The following is an 18,682-nucleotide window of genomic DNA, read 5'->3' on the forward strand; positions in this document are numbered from 1 at the left end:
TTATGTGTGCAAAGTTTAAAAAATTCAATGTGGGTAAAAGATTGTAAGGTTATACCACTCGTATTTATGATACAATCAGTAAGTATGCATTTTTGTAGGATACGGATTTGAATATATGTATGTAGGCTGATAGAGATAGTTGGTCAGTTATATATAAAAAGGAGAGATATCCAAATGATTACGGTAACTAACGTTGGTCTTCGCTACGGCGACCGCAAGCTGTTTGAAGACGTTAATATAAAGTTCACACCAGGAAACTGCTACGGCTTGATTGGTGCGAACGGTGCGGGTAAATCTACATTCTTAAAAATTCTTTCTGGTGAGATCGAAGCACAAACAGGTGACGTTCACATGACGCCAGGCGAACGTTTAGCCGTATTGAAGCAGAACCACTTTGAGTATGAAGATCAAGAGGTAATGCAGACAGTTATTATGGGCCACGCTCGTCTTTATGAAGTGATGCAAGAGAAAGACGCGATTTATATGAAAGCTGATTTCTCAGATGAAGATGGAATTCGTGCAGCTGAACTTGAAGGTGAGTTTGCCGAACTGAACGGTTGGGAAGCTGAATCAGAAGCAGCGATCCTTCTAAAAGGTCTTGGTATTAAAGAAGATCTTCACACAAAGAAACTAGCTGAACTAACAGGTTCTGAAAAAGTAAAAGTATTGCTTGCACAAGCTCTTTTCGGTAAGCCGGATGTTCTACTTCTTGATGAGCCGACGAACAACTTAGACCTACAAGCGATTCAATGGCTAGAAGATTTCTTGATCAATTTTGAGAACACAGTCATCGTTGTATCCCATGACCGTCACTTCTTAAACAAAGTATGTACGCACATGGCTGACCTTGATTTTGGAAAGATCCAGATCTATGTGGGTAACTATGATTTCTGGTATGAGTCTTCTCAATTAGCGCTTCGTATGGCACAAGATCAAAACAAGAAAAAAGAAGAAAAAATCAAAGAACTTCAAGCTTTCGTTGCGCGATTTAGTGCGAACGCATCTAAATCAAAACAAGCGACTTCACGTAAGAAGTTATTGGATAAAATCTCTTTAGATGATATCCGACCTTCTTCTCGTAAATATCCGTATGTGAACTTTGGCATCAACCGTGAGATCGGAAATGATCTTCTTCGTGTTGAAGGGCTAACAAAAACGATCGACGGCGTAAAAGTACTTGATAACGTGAGCTTTATCATGAACAAAGACGACAAGATTGCTTTTGTAGGTAAAGAAGAAATCGCCATCACAACTCTATTTAAAATTTTAATGGGTGAGATGGAAGCGGACAGCGGAACATACAAATGGGGTGTAACAACGTCTCAAGCGTACTTCCCGCGTGATAACTCGAAGTACTTTGCTGGCAGCGAGCAGACTCTTGTTGACTGGCTTCGTCAATATTCTCCTGAAGATCAAACGGAAAGCTTCCTTCGCGGATTCTTAGGACGTATGCTCTTCTCAGGTGAAGAAGTAATGAAAAAGCCGTCTGTATTATCTGGGGGAGAGAAAGTACGTTGTATGCTTTCTAAGATGATGCTAAGCGGATCAAATGTATTGATCATGGATGATCCTACGAACCACTTGGATCTAGAATCGATCACAGCATTGAACAACGGATTAATCGGCTACAAAGGTGCATTGATGTTCACATCACATGACCATCAGTTCGTTGAAACGATCGCGAACCGTATCATTGAAATCACGCCTAAAGGAATTCTTGATAAGCAAATGTCTTATGATGAGTACTTGGCGAATGATGAATTGAAGAAGCAGCGCCAATTGATGTATCAATAAAACAACGAAGGAGTGTTAAGTCTGATCGTAGATTTAGCACTCTTTTTTTGTTTGGCTATTTGTTTAAAAAAAGTGAGGAGAAATGATGGAACCATTTACTGAGAAGGTCATTAAAGTCATCAAAAGTATACCGAAGGGACAAGTCATGACTTACGGACAGATTGCCGGTGTAGCTGGAAATCCGCGAAGTGCTAGACAGGTCGTGCGTATCCTTCACTCTTTGAGTAAGAAGCATGATCTGCCTTGGCACCGGGTAATTAATGCAAAAGGTGAGATCGGCATTCAAGATGAGGAATTGTTTTTTACGCAAAAGTCACTGTTAGAGAGTGAAGGCGTGCAATTTAAAGGGAAAAATAGAATGAACATCGAAGCATACAGGTATTCGCCAGATTGCGAGGATTATATTTAATTAGCATTGATAGGGAGAAATGAGTATGCAGATCAAACAGAATACGGTAATAAAAGTAGCAGAGTTAAGGGATAAAGAAACGATCCATAATCTTATGCAGTTTTATTTTTATGATTTCTCAGAGTTTATCGACATTTACGTCGATGACAATGGAGTTTTTGGTCAGTATGCTTATTTAGATAACTATTGGCAAGAAAGTCGTCGCTTTCCTTATCTGATCGAATGGGAAGGAAAGGTAGCAGGATTTGTATTAGTAAGTGAAGTACAAGAGGAGAACAATCAACACTGGTCGATCTCAGAATTTTTTATCATGAAAAAATTCAGGCTTAGTGGTTTGGGCAAACTTGCTGCTTATCAGGTATTTGAAAAACATAAAGGAGATTGGCAAGTTTCTCAAATAGAAGCGAACAAACCTGCACAAACATTTTGGAGAAAAGTGATCGGCGAATACACGAGTGAACAGTATAAAGAGCGTAATGAAGAGAGACGAGTCATCCAATCGTTCTGCAATAAAATAATCAAGAAGTGACGTGCGATTCTATTCAATAGAATTGCTTTTTTTATTGTGATAAACCGATAGAAAGTTTGACTTTTTTTTAATAGGGCAAAATAGGGTAGGAGCTACTTGTATCTGGAGTGTTCCCAAATAACTGTTGTTTTTACTTCTGAGGGGATGTACACATGTTTAGATTGAACCTGTTAGATAATTATTTAAAGAAATATACAAAAATGTCGGAGAGGGAACTATCACATACGGTGCAATCAAATATGTGGTTTACTCCCGTGCTCTACATGATATTTTCTGCACTATTAGTGACGGCCACATTAACAACTGATCTAAAGTACGATTTAGGAGATCAAATGCGTCCATTTTTTGCAGTCGATTATGATCTTACACGAAATCTAGTAGGAACGCTTACCGCTGCAACTCTAACTTTGACTACTTTCACGTTTAACTTGATCCTAGTTGTGTTTACGACGTTTTCTGGACAGTTTTCTCCTCGTATGTTGAAAAACTTTATAGCTAGTAAATCAACTCAGCGTGTTTTAGGTATATTTACCTCAAGTTTTATTTATATGTTGTTGAGTTTTTTATTTCTGAACAAAAGAATGGCCGAATATTATTTTGCTGTTCCTTTGGCGGCGGCTATTATTGCTGCATTTTCAATGGGAACATTTATCTTTTTTATCAATCATGCTGTTGCTTGGCTTCAAGTGAATCAGATGACCTATGACATGAAGAATGAAGCGTTGTACATCGTAAAGAGTACATTAGAGGACGAAGTCGATCCTTATAAAGTGGATGATTTAACTACGGTAAACAGTGAGATATGTGATGAAAGCGGCAATACGATCTCAGCGCGCAAATCGGGATTTATCCAACTGGTGGATTTCATTTCTATCATGAAAGAAGCTGAACGAGATGATATTGTCATACGATTGGAGTATGCGATCGGAAGCTATGTGTATGCTACAACGCCATTTATCACCTATTGGAAAAAAGGTGAGAATGAAGTGGATGAACAAAAATATTTAGCGCTCATCAGTATTGGAAGAAGGCAAACAGAAGTTCAAGATATTGAATTTAGTATTAATAAACTTGTGGAAGTTGCGATTAGATCGCTTGGAAATAATGATCCAAAAACAGCGATTAACTCCATCTATCAACTAGGTGAAGTTCTTACTACGATTTCACGTGGATCCATTTTTTCAAAGTATTTGGTAGATAAACAAAATAATCTGCGCGTCGTTTTACAAGAACGAGATTTTAGCCATTATTTATACAATGCTTTTGGATACATTCGTCACTATGCAAAAGATAATGTGATAGTATGTACGGAAATACTGAAGGTTCTTGATTTGATGGCAAAATCTCTAAATAAGCGTGATTATAATGCAGTCTGGGAATTCGGGATTTTAACCGCAAGCGGGTTAGAAAATCAATTCTTATTTGCTTTAGATTATCAACAATTTCATCGAGCGCTGCAGAATCTTTCCGTGACGACAAATCATGAAAAAGAGTATGAGGATTTCTTATTTAAAAGTAAACAACCATAGGTGCTGCTATAGAATATGAAAAAGCCCGGTATCAGTACCGAGCTTTTTTATATGGAGCGCAATGCTTTTTGAACGTCCGATGCCGAATGAAACGGCTCGTCAAGTTGAAGCATTTTTCGAAGAACATATTTAAGTGAGGATGAAATTTTTAACTCTTCTTCCCAACTCTCCTCTTTCTTCGTTTGGGGCACGTAAGATGAGTAAAGAAGAAACAAGGCAAAATGACCGAGAGCAAACAGGTCGCTTTCCACTTTAACAGCCCGCATCCGAAGTTTCTCCGGATGCTCATGTGGATCTTCAATCTCATGGTCTATGTCTGATAAATAACAAGCAAGCCCAAAATCAATCACGATCAGTCTTTTATTTCTTTGAATGATATTTGGAATTCGAAGGTCTCGATGTATGATCCCTTTCTGGTGAAAGCGTTCAGTAATAGTTAAAAGCTCTAGCAATATCGAGATTGTTTCTTTTTCGTTGAATGTTTGATTTTCACGAAAAATTAGGTCTTCGAATGTGTCTCCCTTGATCCATTCCATAGCGATAAAGTGACCTTGTTCATCTTGAAAGGTATTCAATAGCTTCGGTACAGGGTGTTTCTGCAGCGCTTCTAAAATTTGAGACTCTCTTTGGAAAGAAAGAAGACCTGTTGTGGTCTTTGCTTTAGTGTTCCGAAGCTGTTTTAGTACGATAATCTCACCTGTATGCGTATCAAGTGCTAGGTACGTAATACCGTAACTACCCATTCCTAGAACTTCTTGAATAAGATATTGATCATGAACAAGGTTTCTAGCTTTAATAGGTCTGTCCCAAAACGTTCTTTGCATACCTTTCCATAGTTCAGCTATCATGTTGTTTGAATGCTACTCAGATCAGGAGCTAAAGAAGCTGCTTCTCTTTTTCTTTTTATAATGCTTGTGTCCATATCCACCATAATGCTTCTTGCCAAAATCACTGCTGCTGTATTTCTTGTAGCTTTTCTTATATTTGTAGCCTGAGCTGCTGTACCTCTTATGGCTGCTTTGACCTAATAGTGATTTTAATAGTTTCTTTAACATGAAAAATCATCTCCTTTGAAGATCCTTGTTAATCATATTCGTCCTTTTCAAGCATTATCCTACTGTACGTACTTTTAAACAAAAAGTTTCAAAGAGAAGGGGTCTGACCCCAAACAATTTATTTCCCGCAACAATTTCCTTGTTTTTGTCTAGTGAGTTTTGTTAAATTTAGAGAGGTATAATAGAACGTTTACAAAAGTTATGTTTTTTGGTGTTCAAGGAGAGGGGTTCTTCGTTTCATGTTGGAGTATATTGTCGCAGCTTTATTGCCGTTTGGTCTACAGCTGCTATTTAATAGAGTGTTGTTTACTAAGTACTTACCTTTGGCGATTACTGTTGTTATCTTAATTTTTGGTTTTGATGGCTTGAATCAACCGTTGCCTCTCCAAATCGTTGCCGTAATTTCTACGATTATAGGCTTCTTACTGGGACTTAAAATTTATAACAAACAAAAAAGAAAAGTAAGATAAAAAAAGACGTCACCTTTACGAGGTAGACGTCTTTCTTTTTGTATGAGTGATCGTTTCTTTTAAGAAAAGTACGAGCATGGATAGCACATATAGTGTGATGATACCTAGACCAGCCTTATCAAGATGAACGAGTTTCAGTACTACTGAGCTTAAGATTGTGATGTAGAGAGCACCTAGATATTTTTGAATCTGTTCGCTGGAATAGATGGTTGTGAGCTTTGCACCTAGTTGAGTCCCGACCAACGCCCCTAAAATAAGCAGGAGGCCAAGTTTATAATCAATCTGTACACTTGATGCGTACGTTAAGAAACCAGCACTTACGATGAAAAACACACTGACTAAGCTCGTCCCAACCGCTTTTCTAGAAGGGAACTTCATTAAAGAAATGAGCATTGGAACCATTACAAATCCTCCGCCGACTCCTAATGTCGTAGAAATGAATCCTCCTGTAAATCCAATAAAGACTGCTTTTGGCCAAGAGAAATAGATCTCAGTAGTGCTTTGCTCTATATTCTTGCGTTTTGTTTGCTTATAAAGCAGGGAAAGAGCAAAGTAGGCAAGAAGAACAATATAAAATATTGGGATGATCGTATCGTCGTAACCCATCTTCTCTAACCATACTACAAGTGGATGAGCGACCTGTGTGGCAACGATTCCTACAATTCCTAAAACAGCAGCAGTTTTCCATATAATATTCTTAAATCTAAGATGAGCAGCAACGCCTGAAACACTTGTCCCGATTGAGTACATAAGACTCGTCCCGATCGCTGAAAGAGGCGGGAGACCCAACAAGATTAGAACAGGTGTCAGAATAAAGCCACCACCTATTCCGAAAATGCCTGAAAAGATGCCGATGCATAAACCTAGCAGTATATAAAAAAACTCCATTTTAAAACTCCTTTAAAAGGGACACACCTTTTACAATTTTTCCGAAAGCCTTGGTAATGCTAGCGGGAAATGGGGTCAGACCCCACACAATTTATTTCCCAACAAGCGTCTACCTTTAAGTATAACACTTAACTTTCCTTCCAGAAACTTCTGCGAATATTTGTTCGTAATTATTAGGTTTTTGGATATGGGCTGTGCTATAATTTGAGTAACCAGAATTTAGGAACGGAGGTTCGGTTTTGTGAGTCAAAGTCAATTGTTCGAAATCAAATCAAACTATCAGCCACAAGGGGATCAGCCCGCAGCGATCCAACATCTTGTGAACAATATAAACGCAGGAAAGAAGAGTATGACCCTGCTTGGTGCGACCGGAACAGGGAAGACGTTTACGGTATCCAACGTTATTCAGGAAGTAAACAAACCGACTCTTGTTATTGCTCATAACAAAACATTAGCCGGACAGCTTTACAGTGAGTTGAAAGAATTTTTTCCGAACAACGCAGTTGAGTATTTTGTATCGTATTACGATTATTATCAGCCAGAAGCATACATCGCACATTCTGATACGTATATCGAAAAAGATGCAAGCATTAATGATGAGATCGATAAACTTCGCCACTCGGCTACTTCATCACTTTTTGAACGCAAAGACGTTATTATTGTGGCCAGCGTATCGTGTATTTATGGTCTAGGTTCACCTGAAGAATATAAAGACATGGTGATCTCTTTAAGAGAAGGAATGGAGAAAGACCGTGATCAGCTTTTACGTGATCTTGTAGATGTTCAATACAACCGAAATGATATTAACTTTACTCGAGGTACGTTCCGAGTTAGAGGAGATGTCGTGGAAATCTTTCCAGCCTCACGTGACGAACATTGTCTTCGTGTGGAGTTTTTTGGTGATGAGATCGACCGAATTACAGAAGTGGACGCACTAACAGGCGAAATTCTAGGTGAACGTAAACACGTTGCCATTTTCCCGGCTTCCCACTTCGTAACACGTGAAGAGAAAATGAAGGTAGCTATCAAGCGCATCGAAGCTGAGCTTGAAGATCGCCTAAAAGAATTGAATGAAGCTGGAAAACTGTTAGAAGCACAGCGTCTCGAACAGCGTACAAGATATGACCTAGAGATGATGGCGGAAATGGGCTTTTGCTCAGGGATCGAGAACTACTCCGTTCATCTGACGCTTAGACCATTAGGGTCGACGCCATACACACTTCTAGACTATTTTCCTGATGATTCACTGATTGTTATCGATGAGTCCCATGTTACTCTTCCACAGATTCGTGGAATGTTTAATGGAGACCAAGCGAGAAAAGGGGTTCTTGTCGATCACGGGTTCCGACTGCCTTCTGCAAAAGATAACCGACCGTTAACGTTTGACGAATTTGAGCGGTATACAAAGTTTCAGCATATTTACGTATCAGCAACACCAGGGCCGTATGAACTCGAACACGCACCTGATCCGGTTGAGCAGATCATTCGTCCAACAGGACTCCTTGATCCTACACTAGAAGTTCGTCCGATCAAAGGTCAGATCGATGACTTGCTCGGAGAGATCAACGAAAGAATCGCAAACAAAGAACGAGTTCTTGTTACTACTCTAACGAAAAAGATGTCTGAGGATCTTACCGATTATTTTGTAGAGCTTGGTATAAAAGTTCGTTACTTGCATTCAGAAATTAAGACGTTAGAACGGATTCAAATCATCCGTGACCTTCGTCTCGGTGTGTTTGATGTACTCGTCGGAATAAACTTGTTGCGAGAAGGACTGGATATACCTGAAGTGTCTCTCGTTGCGATTTTAGATGCAGATAAAGAAGGCTTCTTACGTTCAGAGCGTTCGTTGATCCAAACGATCGGACGTGCCGCGCGTAACTCAAACGGTCACGTTATCATGTATGGAGACAAAATTACGAAATCCATGCAGATTGCGATCGATGAAACGCAGCGCAGACGTCAGAAGCAGATGGAGCACAATGAAAAGCATGGAATCACACCTACTACGATTAAAAAAGAAGTGCGTGATGTGATTCGTGCAACACAAGCTGCCGAAGATACAGAAACGTATACAAGTTCAAAAGCTCCTAAGCAAAAGATGAGCAAGAAAGATCGCGAAGCGTTTATCGAGCGTATGGAAAAAGAGATGAAGGATGCTGCAAAGAACCTTCAGTTCGAGCGTGCAGCTGAGCTTCGTGACCTCATACTTGAGTTAAAAGCGGAAGGATGATTGCAGTTGGCTACCAACCAAAACATAGTTGTAAAGGGTGCTAGAGCCCATAATTTAAAAAATATAGATATTACGATCCCACGTGACAAGCTGGTTGTTCTAACCGGCTTATCAGGTTCGGGTAAATCTTCACTTGCTTTTGATACGATATATGCAGAAGGACAGCGTCGTTACGTTGAATCTCTTTCGGCTTATGCCCGTCAGTTCCTCGGACAGATGGACAAGCCGGATGTGGATTCGATTGAAGGACTGTCACCTGCGATTTCGATCGATCAGAAAACAACAAGCCGTAATCCTCGTTCAACAGTTGGAACGGTTACGGAAATCTATGATTATCTTCGACTTCTATTTGCTCGTATCGGACGACCGGTATGTCCTGTTCATAACGTGGAGATCACTTCCCAAACGATTGAACAAATGGTTGACCGGATTTTAGAATATCCTGAGCGTACGAAGCTTCAAATTTTAGCACCTGTTGTTTCCGGTCGAAAAGGGGAACATGTTAAAGCGCTTGAAGATATTAAGAAGCAAGGGTATGTTCGTGTCCGCATAGACGGTGAGATGCGTGAGATATCTGAAGAGATTAAGCTTGAAAAAAATAAAAAGCATACTATTGAAATCGTGATCGACCGTATCGTCGTAAAAGAAGGAGTCGCTACTCGTCTAGCTGATTCTCTTGAAGCAGCACTCAACCTTGGTGGAGGAAGTGTTGTTGTTGATGTCATGGAAGAAGAGGAACTTTTATTCTCTCAAAATCACGCCTGTCCTCATTGTGGATTTTCAATTGGTGAACTAGAACCACGCCTATTTTCATTTAACAGTCCGTTCGGGGCGTGCTCGTCATGTGATGGTTTAGGAGTAAAGCTTGAAGTGGATCCGGAGCTCGTTATCCCTGACTGGAGTCGTTCTTTACGTGATAACGCCATCGCACCTTGGGAGCCCATCAGCTCTCAATATTACCCGCAGCTTTTAGAGAGCATCTGTAACCATTTTGGTATTGATATGGACGTACCGGTTGAAAATCTTCCAAAAGATCAGATGGATAAAATTCTGAACGGAAGTAAAGAGTATCTGACTTTCACGTACAAAAATGATTTCGGTCAGGTACGCAAGAACGAGATTCAATTTGAAGGTGTATTAGGCAACATTCAGCGCAGATACCGTGAAACGAGTTCAGATTATATCCGTGAGCAGATGGAAGGATATATGGCGCAAAAGCCATGTCCAACATGCAAAGGGCATCGTCTGAAAAAAGAAGCTCTTTCTGTTCTGATCAATGGGAGGCATATCGGTGAAACGACTTCTCTTTCCATTACTGAAGCAAAAGAATTCTTCGATAACCTTGATCTGACGAATAAAGAACGTGCGATCGCGAAGCTCATTCTACGCGAGATCGTGGATCGCTCAGGTTTCTTGATCAATGTAGGACTAGACTATCTGACGCTAAGCCGAGCAGCTGGTACTCTATCTGGTGGTGAAGCACAACGTATTCGCCTTGCGACTCAAGTCGGGTCACGATTGATGGGTGTTCTTTATATTCTAGATGAGCCATCTATCGGGCTTCATCAGAGAGATAATGACCGACTGATTCGTACACTCGAAGAAATGCGTTCTCTTGGGAATACGTTGATTGTTGTAGAGCATGATGAAGATACGATGCTTGCGGCAGACTATGTCATTGATATTGGTCCTGGTGCAGGGGCTCACGGTGGCGTGATTACATCACAAGGTACTCCACAAGAGATTATGGAAGATCCAGCTTCGCTTACAGGACAGTACTTGTCTGGTAAAAAGTTTATCCCTCTCCCAAAAGAAAGACGTAAGCCAGATGGAAGATATATTGAGGTTAAAGGTGCAACAGAAAACAATCTGAAAAACGTATCTGCAAAAATTCCATTAGGTTTATTTACAGGAGTTACAGGTGTTTCTGGATCCGGGAAAAGTACGCTTGTAAATGAGATCCTGCATAAAGCTCTTGCACAAAAGCTGCACCGTGCAAAGGACAAGCCGGGTGCACATAAGTCCATCAAGGGTCTAGAGCATGTTGATAAAGTTATTGATATCGACCAGTCCCCAATCGGCCGAACGCCACGATCAAATCCAGCGACATATACGGGAGTATTTGACGATATTCGTGATGTGTTTGCATCAACGAATGAAGCAAAGGTACGTGGTTATAAAAAGGGACGTTTTTCTTTCAATGTAAAAGGTGGACGTTGTGAAGCATGCCGCGGAGATGGAATCATTAAAATTGAAATGCATTTCTTGCCAGATGTATACGTACCATGTGAAGTTTGTCATGGTAAACGTTATAACAGAGAAACATTAGAAGTGAAGTATAAAGGGAAAAACATCGCAGATATCTTAGACATGACGGTAGAAGATTCTGTTGAGTTCTTTGCCAACATCCCTAAGATCAATCGTAAGCTAAAGACCATTCTTGATGTCGGTCTTGGCTATATTAAGCTCGGTCAATCCGCTACAACTCTTTCAGGAGGAGAAGCACAGCGTGTAAAACTCGCATCTCAGCTTCATAAGCGTTCTACTGGAAAAACGATCTACATTCTAGACGAGCCGACAACGGGTCTTCACGTTGATGATATCTCACGCTTACTTGTCGTACTTCAAAGACTTGTTGATAACGGAGACTCTGTACTTGTTATCGAGCATAACCTTGATGTTATCAAGCAGTGTGATCATTTAATTGATCTTGGACCAGAAGGTGGGGACAAGGGCGGTATGATCGTTGGTGCAGGTACCCCAGAGGAGTTAGCTGAAATTGAAGCTTCTCACACCGGTCGTTATCTTGCTCCGATCTTAAAACGTGATAAGAAACGGATGACTGGAAAGATCAAAGAAAAAGAAACGATTAAATAGAAGTTAGTAAAAGGACGGTGAAATGATTTCACCGTCCTTTTTCTATTAAAAGATAGGGGTTGAAAGAATATCGTCTTATTAAAACATTTATGAAACAAATATATTGGGAAAGTAGGATTTAACTAATTGAAATAGGACTTTTTTGCTATGCGATTGGTTAAATAAAACTACAAAAAAATACACCTTCTCAAAATATGAGAAAGTGTATGTGAACCTTAGAAATTATTTATATTTCTCCTCTGAGGACGAAGAATCTTTCGTACCTTTCTTGTCCTTTTCTTCGCGTTTTTCTTGTTTAAGGTCTTCCATCGGAATTGAATCTACATTTTGTTCACTTTCAAATTTATCAAACAAGCTTTGTTGGTCAGTTTTGTATTGTTCAGGATTGTCCATTTTGCCTTTTTGTTTCTTTTTCTCTTCAGCCATAATAAATCACTCCTGTCGTATTTGTATATCCATTCCTTTTTCGTGGTTTTCCTAAACAAAACCTCCTCAAAACGACAATTTTCGTATAAAATAGATAGGTGTTTTTATTTCCATATCTTAGAAAGAAGTTTGTAGATTACATAGTTTATCAACATTACGATGAAAGTGCCGAACATCCCAGCTAGAATTCGGTCACTAACTGTGAGTTCCATAGCATCTTCAGTCATAACGCCGAATATAATGCTAGTGATCATCAGTATAGCTAATACTATAAAAAGTATTTTTAATGTTCGAATCTGTTTCAATGGTGGTAGCTCCCTTGGGTGTTTTTGTCATTATGATACGGAATTTTAGAAGTTATGTCGAATGGCTATAGAGATAAAGGAAGATTGTTTAAAGGGGTCGAAGTAAAAAAGGCACATGCCTCTTTTGCTCGTAGTCCCGTTTCGTTATGGATTTATTAAAGCAGGAGGTCTTGTTTCATGAAGGAAGGCTCAAAAAAAGCTATTTCTGCACTATGTTATTTTAGTCTGTTTTTCGCACCATTTTTATTTCCGATCGCTGTATATCTAATCGCAGATGAGCCTGAAGTGATGGAGCACGCTAAGAGATCATTTTTGTCCCATCTATTTCCCGTTATCGCTGTTCCATTAGGTATTATTATCATTTTTGAAACGCAATATCATCTTATCGCTATTATTATAAGTGCACTCATTTTTGGAACACTGACATTAATTGTGATGATCTGGAATATTGTTAAAGGGATAAAGGTAATCGTCTCATAATCTATTTTTGTACAAGTAATACCGGAAAGTCTCAGACATCTTAGAATCAGCCGACGCCGGTGACGGAACCCCAAAAAGGAGGCGTCAATGTATGGAAGAACGCAAAATGATTTTAAACATGCTGAACGAAGGTAAGATCTCTGTTGAAGAGGCGGAGAAACTTTTGTATGCCCTTAACGATAAGAAGAAGCTGCAGTTGAGCTCGATCAGTCCTCTCAATCTCAAAAATAAAGCCGTTAACGGTGCGACTGCTGTCAAACTTCCCACTTCCGGTTATAAAGTGGCAAAGTTTTTTGATCGTGTTGTAAAACGAATCAAGACGGTTGATTTTGATCTGAATTTCGGACCTTCTGAACCTGTTCATTATGTTTTTCAAGACAGCCATGTCATGTTTCAGGCAATGGATGTCGAAGTATACAACGGTTCAGTTACGGTCGTACCATGGGATCGAAAAGACGTCCAAGTCGAATGCGATGCTCATGTTTATAAAGTGCCTGAAGGATCTTCAGCGAAAACGAAATTCAGAAATGAAACGTTCTATGATTGTGATGCGACTAAGATGCGATTCTATTCAAGAAACAAGCATCAAAAGGTGAACGCCGTTATTTCAATTCCAAGAGAAGCTTATGACGAGATCAAGATTACAACGTTTAATGGTCCTGTGAAAATAAGTGATTCGCATGCAAAAACGCTTACGGTCAAAACAACTGTAGGAGCAATTGCGATGAACCATTGTACGGGGAATAACGTGAAAGCTTCGGCTGCTAACGGCTCATTAACACTGAACGATTGTCAGTTTAAGGACGTAGAAGCAGAAACGATGAACGGACCTGTCCGTCTTACTGTAGATGCATCACAAGTACGCTCAGAAACGATAAATGGTTCGATCTACTGCCGTTTTGCTTCAGCAGTAGAAGGGTATGCATCTTTTAAGACGGTGACGGGAAAAATAGAAACTGAATTTCCAGAAACACTTGAGCTTGATGCCGTTCTCAAAACAATCGTTGGTGGGTTTGTTTGTGATTTTGAGTCCGTTGAGGTGCGAGAAGAAAAGAAAGAAGTGACTCGTAAGTTTCTTTCGTTTATCGCGAATGGAGGTAAGAGCTGGCCGTCTTTTAAATTGGAGGCGGAAGCAAAAACAGGCTCTGTTGTGGTGCTAAAAGCGAAATAGAGGTGACATACATCATGAAAAAACTAAAAAGATCGAACGATGCTAAAATATCAGGAGTTTGCGGTGGAATTGCGGAGTATATGAATGTGGATCCCACGGTTGTACGATTAGGAACAGTAGCACTTGCACTGTTTACAGCTGTTATCCCAGTTGGTTTAGCCTATATCATCGCGCTAGCTGTTATGCCAGAGGATGGCGTATAAAATGATGAGCTGGTTTGCTTCTTTATTGATCAACACCGTTGCGCTAATGGTTGTGGCAGGGTATTTTGATGGTTTTCATATTGAAAACATCAGTGCTGCATTACTAGCAAGCGTTTTATTATCACTGTTTAACGTTTTTCTAAAGCCGATCCTGGTCCTGTTGACATTGCCTGTGACCATTTTCTCTTTAGGATTATTTTTAATCGTCATTAACGCAGCGCTTTTATCATTAACAGCTGAATTGATGGGTAGCTCGTTTAACATTGATGGATTCGGAATGGCATTACTCGCTGCAGTCATCATTTCACTTCTCAATATGTTCCTGACAAACATTGTTTGGGAACCTTTAAAAAAGAAGCGGAAAAGAAACTAAAGTAGCCGTTCGATCATTCATACAATGCTTGAAAAAAGTGGTAGATTTTCATAGCGGATTCTCTTTTGTATGAGAAAATCGTAATTCCCAAGCCAATTAGCAGGGGGAATAGCACTATAAATGGATATGTAAATGAGAAAAAAACGACCAGATCTTTTTGAACTGCACCCCAATTGTTAGACACCACTAACAGGTGCAGTTCATCTTTTTCTGGTCATTTACTGTTTCCCCTTATTCAGTAATCGCCGTTCGTGGAATCACTCATCACAGGAAAAATCCTAAAACTGATTTAAATTACTTAAATTAAGTCTCTTTCATCTCAAAAAGGATGGCGCATTTCTTATATTAGAAATGCACCCTAAAATGAAACTTTTTATTCTTATAACGTTTAGCGTTTTTTTTCAGAGATTTCATCAATAACAAGTGATGAACATTTTGTATCAAAATCAAAAGGAATGGCTTGTATATATGGAGGGGGGAACAATTTTGCATTCCGATGTTCTGTATAAGGATTATCAATATATTTTCCTTTTGCATCCCGTTCTTTGCTTAATTGATTAATTACAATCTTACCAATCTGTCTTCCGAGGCGCAGTCCTTCTTCATTATCCACGTTAAAATGAACCCCTGCGTATAGACGTGATAATGCATCTTCTTCAGCTAGTTGATGCAGACCTTCTCTTTCTGTAGGGAAGAAATAGCTTAAGATAACTTCCGCTGTACCGGATAATACGGAGTGTCCAGAAGGATAAGCAGGGAAATTAGGGGTGCAGACGATTGTCGCGAGCTTAGGGTCAAACTGATTGGGACGAGGAACAAGCGCTAGATATTTTAAATACCAGGTGACAACAAGTGCATCATTCATTCCGGCGCTTAAAGCTGCAAGGATACGAGCTGCATATGGCGGTGTCACATTATAAGTGTCAATTAAGATATCGGCAATGGGAGTCCATTGCTTACTTGGAGGACCTTCTGCCCAAAACTTTGCGATCCTAATCTGTTCTTGAGTTAAATGTCTTACAATTCTTTGAACCTGTTTTAATTCTTTTTTCCAATCAATCTTCCGGGGATCTTTTAACTTTAATTTTATCGGCTCGCCATCTAAAGTAGTAAATCCATGCTTTTCCTGTTTTAAGTAGTTCAAAGGCCATGAACCAGCATAGGGATTTACAGGATTTTTTGGCGGGTGATCTTGTCCTGCATAAGGCAATTTTGTCCACAGAGGGTAATTATATCGCATATATTTTTTTTGCCTCTTTCTCTTATTTTTTATAATGTATGGTGGACAGAAATTCATGCTTGGACAAGTGTCCTTTTCATAAGCCCAATTCAAAAAGAAAGGGCACATTTCTTATTACAGAAATACACCCGATTACTGATAATAAAGCTAAAAGTTTTGCTTATTATTATTTATCTCAACTAATTCTTTTTCGATCTCTTCATTTGATAAAATGAACACCGCCCGCCCTGCGGAAAGCATGAATCCTGAAGTGGAAATCCCCCCAAAAAAGAATTAATTCGTTTCCATATTTTATACTTTATAGTAATATTAAGGTATTCTGTTTGAAGAAAGGACCTCAAGTGACCTGTATGCCAACATTTAACCTGTAATGGAAAACAATTTAGATTGCTTCTCAACCGTTAAGAAACGCTTTGTTTCTGACCACGGGAGAAGTCTGTCTACAACCCATTACAGAGGAAATACAGCGAACTGCAGTCCGTTATTACGGGTAATATTGCGTTCAAAGCTCTCCTTGTATGAGGGGAGCTTTTTTTTTTCGTTCTGCAAGATTTCAAATAGAAGTTGTATTTCTTCCCTACTAATTACAGAGGTGAAGAAACAATGCAATTCAAACAATATGCTTTAGCACTACACCAACAAATGAAAGCGGACACAGTAAAAAAACAGTGCAAAATGTGCGGTAAAGTAACCACATTCACGGATACTACCATTCGCAGACACAACGCAAACGGAAAGAACATCTATCAGTTTGCGATTTACAAATGTCCGAAAAATCATTCTTGGAACAAAAAACTCAACATCTATAAATCGTTCACAGAGCATGTCGATCCCCTGTCGATCATTCCGACATCTTTTATAGAGATAGAACCAGGGAAAAAGATTACTTCTATGAAAAGAGGCGATTCTGCTTTCGAAATACAGATTACATCTGTCAACGGAATCTTTCGGCTCGACCGCACGCTTGCGGATCACCTAGAAGGGTGGAGCAGAACAGAAATTGCCCAAAACATTAAAGCAGGTAAGATTCTGTTAAACAATTGTTTAACGAAACCAAGTCAAAAGCTCTTTGTTCATGATAAGATTTTTATAGATGTAAAATAATAATATTCATTCCAGCCGTTTGCTTCGAATTCGATCAAACGGCATTTCTCTTTCAAAAGGAGCTGGTGATCTTGCAATCAGAAAGGCTGAAATTCCGACCGTACACGACTGAGGATTTTGCTTTTTTTGCATCATTATGGGCAGATCCTGATGTTGTTCAATTCATCGGGAAAGGGGTAACTCGTTCAGAAGAAGAAGCTCTAAAAAGCTTTGATGAATGGCTGATTCCGGGATATCGTGATGGCAGAGGTTTGTATCTAATCGTGCTTAAGGAAAGTCTAGTTCCAATCGGTCACGCAGGTATTGTGCAGCAAACGATCGATGGAAAAAAAGAGTATGAGATTGGCTATTGGCTGGCTAAGGAATTTTGGGGAAACGGCTACGCAACGGAGGCAGCGATTCACTTCAAAAATTACGCCATTCACGAACTAGGAATCACACGACTGATCTGTCTGATTCAGCGAAATAATAAAAAGTCTGTCTCGGTCGCATCGAGATTAGGGATGACCCTCCAAAAAGAATCAACGTTTAATACGATACCTGTAGACGTTTACAGCTGGGCAGAAAGTCAGAAATAACCCTATAGTACTCTTTGGTTAATCTGTGGTTGAAGTGATACAATAGAATCATTGAAAAATGTCGAGGAGGACCCAATGGCTAAGGTACATATTCATGAACTCATAAAAAAATTTCATCTAGAGCTTGTTAGTGGTGAAGAAGGCATCCACCGCACGATTCGAACGAGCGACATCTCCCGGCCAGGTCTTGAGATGGCTGGTTACTTTACATTTTATCCTGGTGAGCGATTACAGCTTCTTGGGAAAACAGAGCTGTCGTTTATTTCTGAGCTCGACCCTGAAACACGTATGGAACGTTTAACAGCGCTTTGTACGGATGAGACACCGGGAATTATCGTTTCTAGAGATATAGAAGTCCCGAAAGAACTGCTTAAAGCTTCTCATAAAAGCGGAGTGCCGATCATGCGCTCTCCGGTTACGACAACGCGTTTATCAAGCCGTATCACCAATTATTTAGAAAGCCGCTTAGCGCCAACGACTGCTAAACATGGTGTTTTAGTAGATATATATGGAATAGGCGTTTTGATCACAGGTAACTCAGGTGTTGGGAAAAGTGAGACCGCACTAGAACTCGTAAAACGTGGGCATCGGTTAGTAGCAGATGATTCAGTTGAAATCAGACAGGAAGATGAAGATACGCTCATCGGGAGTGCACCTGAACTCATCCAGCATCTTCTTGAGATCCGGGGGCTTGGTATCATCAACGTGATGACGTTGTTCGGTGCTGGAGCGATTCGCAACTATAAAAAAATCTCAATCGTTATGAATCTGGAAGCTTGGGATTCTAAAAAAGTATATGACCGATTAGGATTGGAAGAAGAGACAACGAAGATCATTGATACTGAGATTCCGATCTTAACGATCCCTGTTCGTCCTGGACGAAACTTAGCCGTAATTATTGAAGTAGCAGCGATGAACTTCCGACTGAAGAGAATGGGCATGAATGCCGCACAGCAATTCTCAGACCGTTTGACAGATGTGATCGAAGCTGGAGATGAAGAAGACCTATAAGAATGAG

Annotated in this window: 20 protein-coding genes; 14 read left to right on the top strand and 6 right to left on the bottom strand. The window is 39.8% G+C overall.

From position 1 onward, the window contains the following. Positions 1-174 precede the first annotated feature (174 nt). The 4 genes from IHV10_RS11370 (at position 175) to IHV10_RS11385 (ending at position 4,261) form a co-directional block, all read left to right on the top strand. Complete coding sequence (locus IHV10_RS11370; RefSeq protein ID WP_066397735.1) at positions 175-1,794, top strand: ABC-F family ATP-binding cassette domain-containing protein; 1,620 nt, start codon at positions 175-177, stop codon at positions 1,792-1,794. Between the two features lie 85 nt (positions 1,795-1,879). Continuing rightward, positions 1,880-2,203, top strand: coding sequence for an MGMT family protein (locus IHV10_RS11375; RefSeq protein WP_197129239.1), 324 nt, complete (start codon positions 1,880-1,882; stop codon positions 2,201-2,203). A 25-nt stretch (positions 2,204-2,228) separates the two neighbouring features. Further along, positions 2,229-2,732, top strand: a complete 504-nt coding sequence (locus IHV10_RS11380) for a GNAT family N-acetyltransferase (protein WP_197129242.1) — start codon at positions 2,229-2,231, stop codon at positions 2,730-2,732. 152 nt (positions 2,733-2,884) lie between these two features. Further along, on the top strand, positions 2,885-4,261 hold the full coding sequence (locus tag IHV10_RS11385) for a DUF2254 domain-containing protein (protein WP_231619509.1): 1,377 nt from the start codon (positions 2,885-2,887) through the stop codon (positions 4,259-4,261). Between the two features lie 47 nt (positions 4,262-4,308). Here IHV10_RS11385 and IHV10_RS11390 read toward each other — a convergent pair whose 3' ends face one another. After that, the gene (locus IHV10_RS11390) at positions 4,309-5,109 is read right to left on the bottom strand and encodes a serine/threonine protein kinase (RefSeq protein WP_231619510.1); all 801 of its coding nucleotides are present in this window, start codon (positions 5,107-5,109) and stop codon (positions 4,309-4,311) included. A 21-nt stretch (positions 5,110-5,130) separates the two neighbouring features. After that, positions 5,131-5,316 (bottom strand): hypothetical protein, encoded by a 186-nt coding sequence (locus IHV10_RS11395; RefSeq protein WP_197129244.1) that lies wholly within the window; start codon positions 5,314-5,316, stop codon positions 5,131-5,133. Between the two features lie 239 nt (positions 5,317-5,555). Between IHV10_RS11395 and IHV10_RS11400 the strand changes: the two genes are divergently transcribed. Continuing rightward, on the top strand, positions 5,556-5,786 hold the full coding sequence (locus tag IHV10_RS11400) for a DUF2198 family protein (protein ID WP_197129247.1): 231 nt from the start codon (positions 5,556-5,558) through the stop codon (positions 5,784-5,786). 15 nt (positions 5,787-5,801) lie between these two features. On the opposite strand, the gene IHV10_RS11405 is transcribed toward IHV10_RS11400, so the two are convergent. Continuing rightward, a complete protein-coding gene (locus IHV10_RS11405; RefSeq protein ID WP_197129251.1) occupies positions 5,802-6,674 on the bottom strand; it encodes a sulfite exporter TauE/SafE family protein in 873 nt (290 codons plus the stop codon). Positions 6,675-6,915: 241 nt separating this feature from the next. Between IHV10_RS11405 and uvrB the strand changes: the two genes are divergently transcribed. Together uvrB and uvrA are read left to right on the top strand one after the other, a co-directional pair. Then, entirely contained in the window at positions 6,916-8,907 is a 1,992-nt protein-coding gene (gene uvrB / locus IHV10_RS11410; RefSeq protein ID WP_197129254.1) for an excinuclease ABC subunit UvrB, read from the top strand. 6 nt (positions 8,908-8,913) lie between these two features. Continuing rightward, a complete protein-coding gene (gene uvrA / locus IHV10_RS11415; protein ID WP_197129257.1) occupies positions 8,914-11,784 on the top strand; it encodes an excinuclease ABC subunit UvrA in 2,871 nt (956 codons plus the stop codon). 222 nt (positions 11,785-12,006) lie between these two features. On the opposite strand, the gene IHV10_RS11420 is transcribed toward uvrA, so the two are convergent. Further along, entirely contained in the window at positions 12,007-12,210 is a 204-nt protein-coding gene (locus IHV10_RS11420) for a hypothetical protein (RefSeq protein WP_197129261.1), read from the bottom strand. 104 nt (positions 12,211-12,314) lie between these two features. Further along, positions 12,315-12,515 carry a hypothetical protein gene (locus tag IHV10_RS11425; protein ID WP_197129263.1) on the bottom strand — a complete coding sequence of 67 codons (201 nt, stop codon included), beginning with the start codon at positions 12,513-12,515 and terminating at the stop codon, positions 12,315-12,317. A gap of 177 nt (positions 12,516-12,692) precedes the next feature. Between IHV10_RS11425 and IHV10_RS11430 the strand changes: the two genes are divergently transcribed. The 4 genes from IHV10_RS11430 to IHV10_RS11445 all read left to right on the top strand — a co-directional run bounded on the left by IHV10_RS11430 (position 12,693) and on the right by IHV10_RS11445 (position 14,742). Next, entirely contained in the window at positions 12,693-12,995 is a 303-nt protein-coding gene (locus IHV10_RS11430) for a DUF4870 domain-containing protein (protein ID WP_197129265.1), read from the top strand. A gap of 91 nt (positions 12,996-13,086) precedes the next feature. Beyond that, a complete protein-coding gene (locus tag IHV10_RS11435; RefSeq protein WP_197129267.1) occupies positions 13,087-14,166 on the top strand; it encodes a DUF4097 family beta strand repeat-containing protein in 1,080 nt (359 codons plus the stop codon). Positions 14,167-14,180: 14 nt separating this feature from the next. Continuing rightward, on the top strand, positions 14,181-14,369 hold the full coding sequence (locus IHV10_RS11440; protein ID WP_137791660.1) for a PspC domain-containing protein: 189 nt from the start codon (positions 14,181-14,183) through the stop codon (positions 14,367-14,369). Between the two features lie 4 nt (positions 14,370-14,373). Continuing rightward, positions 14,374-14,742, top strand: a complete 369-nt coding sequence (locus tag IHV10_RS11445; protein ID WP_197129988.1) for a phage holin family protein — start codon at positions 14,374-14,376, stop codon at positions 14,740-14,742. A gap of 388 nt (positions 14,743-15,130) precedes the next feature. Here the strand turns inward: IHV10_RS11445 and IHV10_RS11450 are convergent, their stop codons facing one another. Then, positions 15,131-15,982: a vanadium-dependent haloperoxidase gene (locus IHV10_RS11450; protein ID WP_197129269.1), complete on the bottom strand. Its 852-nt coding sequence runs from the start codon at positions 15,980-15,982 to the stop codon at positions 15,131-15,133. Positions 15,983-16,585: 603 nt separating this feature from the next. On the opposite strand from IHV10_RS11450, the gene IHV10_RS11455 reads away from it, so the two are divergent. From IHV10_RS11455 to hprK, 3 genes are all read left to right on the top strand, one after another. Further along, on the top strand, positions 16,586-17,086 hold the full coding sequence (locus tag IHV10_RS11455; protein WP_197129271.1) for a cytoplasmic protein: 501 nt from the start codon (positions 16,586-16,588) through the stop codon (positions 17,084-17,086). A gap of 71 nt (positions 17,087-17,157) precedes the next feature. Further along, positions 17,158-17,664 (top strand): GNAT family N-acetyltransferase, encoded by a 507-nt coding sequence (locus tag IHV10_RS11460; RefSeq protein ID WP_197129273.1) that lies wholly within the window; start codon positions 17,158-17,160, stop codon positions 17,662-17,664. 75 nt (positions 17,665-17,739) lie between these two features. Beyond that, entirely contained in the window at positions 17,740-18,675 is a 936-nt protein-coding gene (gene hprK / locus IHV10_RS11465; protein WP_137791665.1) for an HPr(Ser) kinase/phosphatase, read from the top strand. The last annotated feature ends 7 nt before the right edge of the window (positions 18,676-18,682 follow it).

The sequence above is a fragment of the Fictibacillus sp. 5RED26 genome, assembly GCF_015903895.1.
Classification (GTDB): Bacteria; Bacillota; Bacilli; order Bacillales; family Fictibacillaceae; genus Fictibacillus; species Fictibacillus phosphorivorans.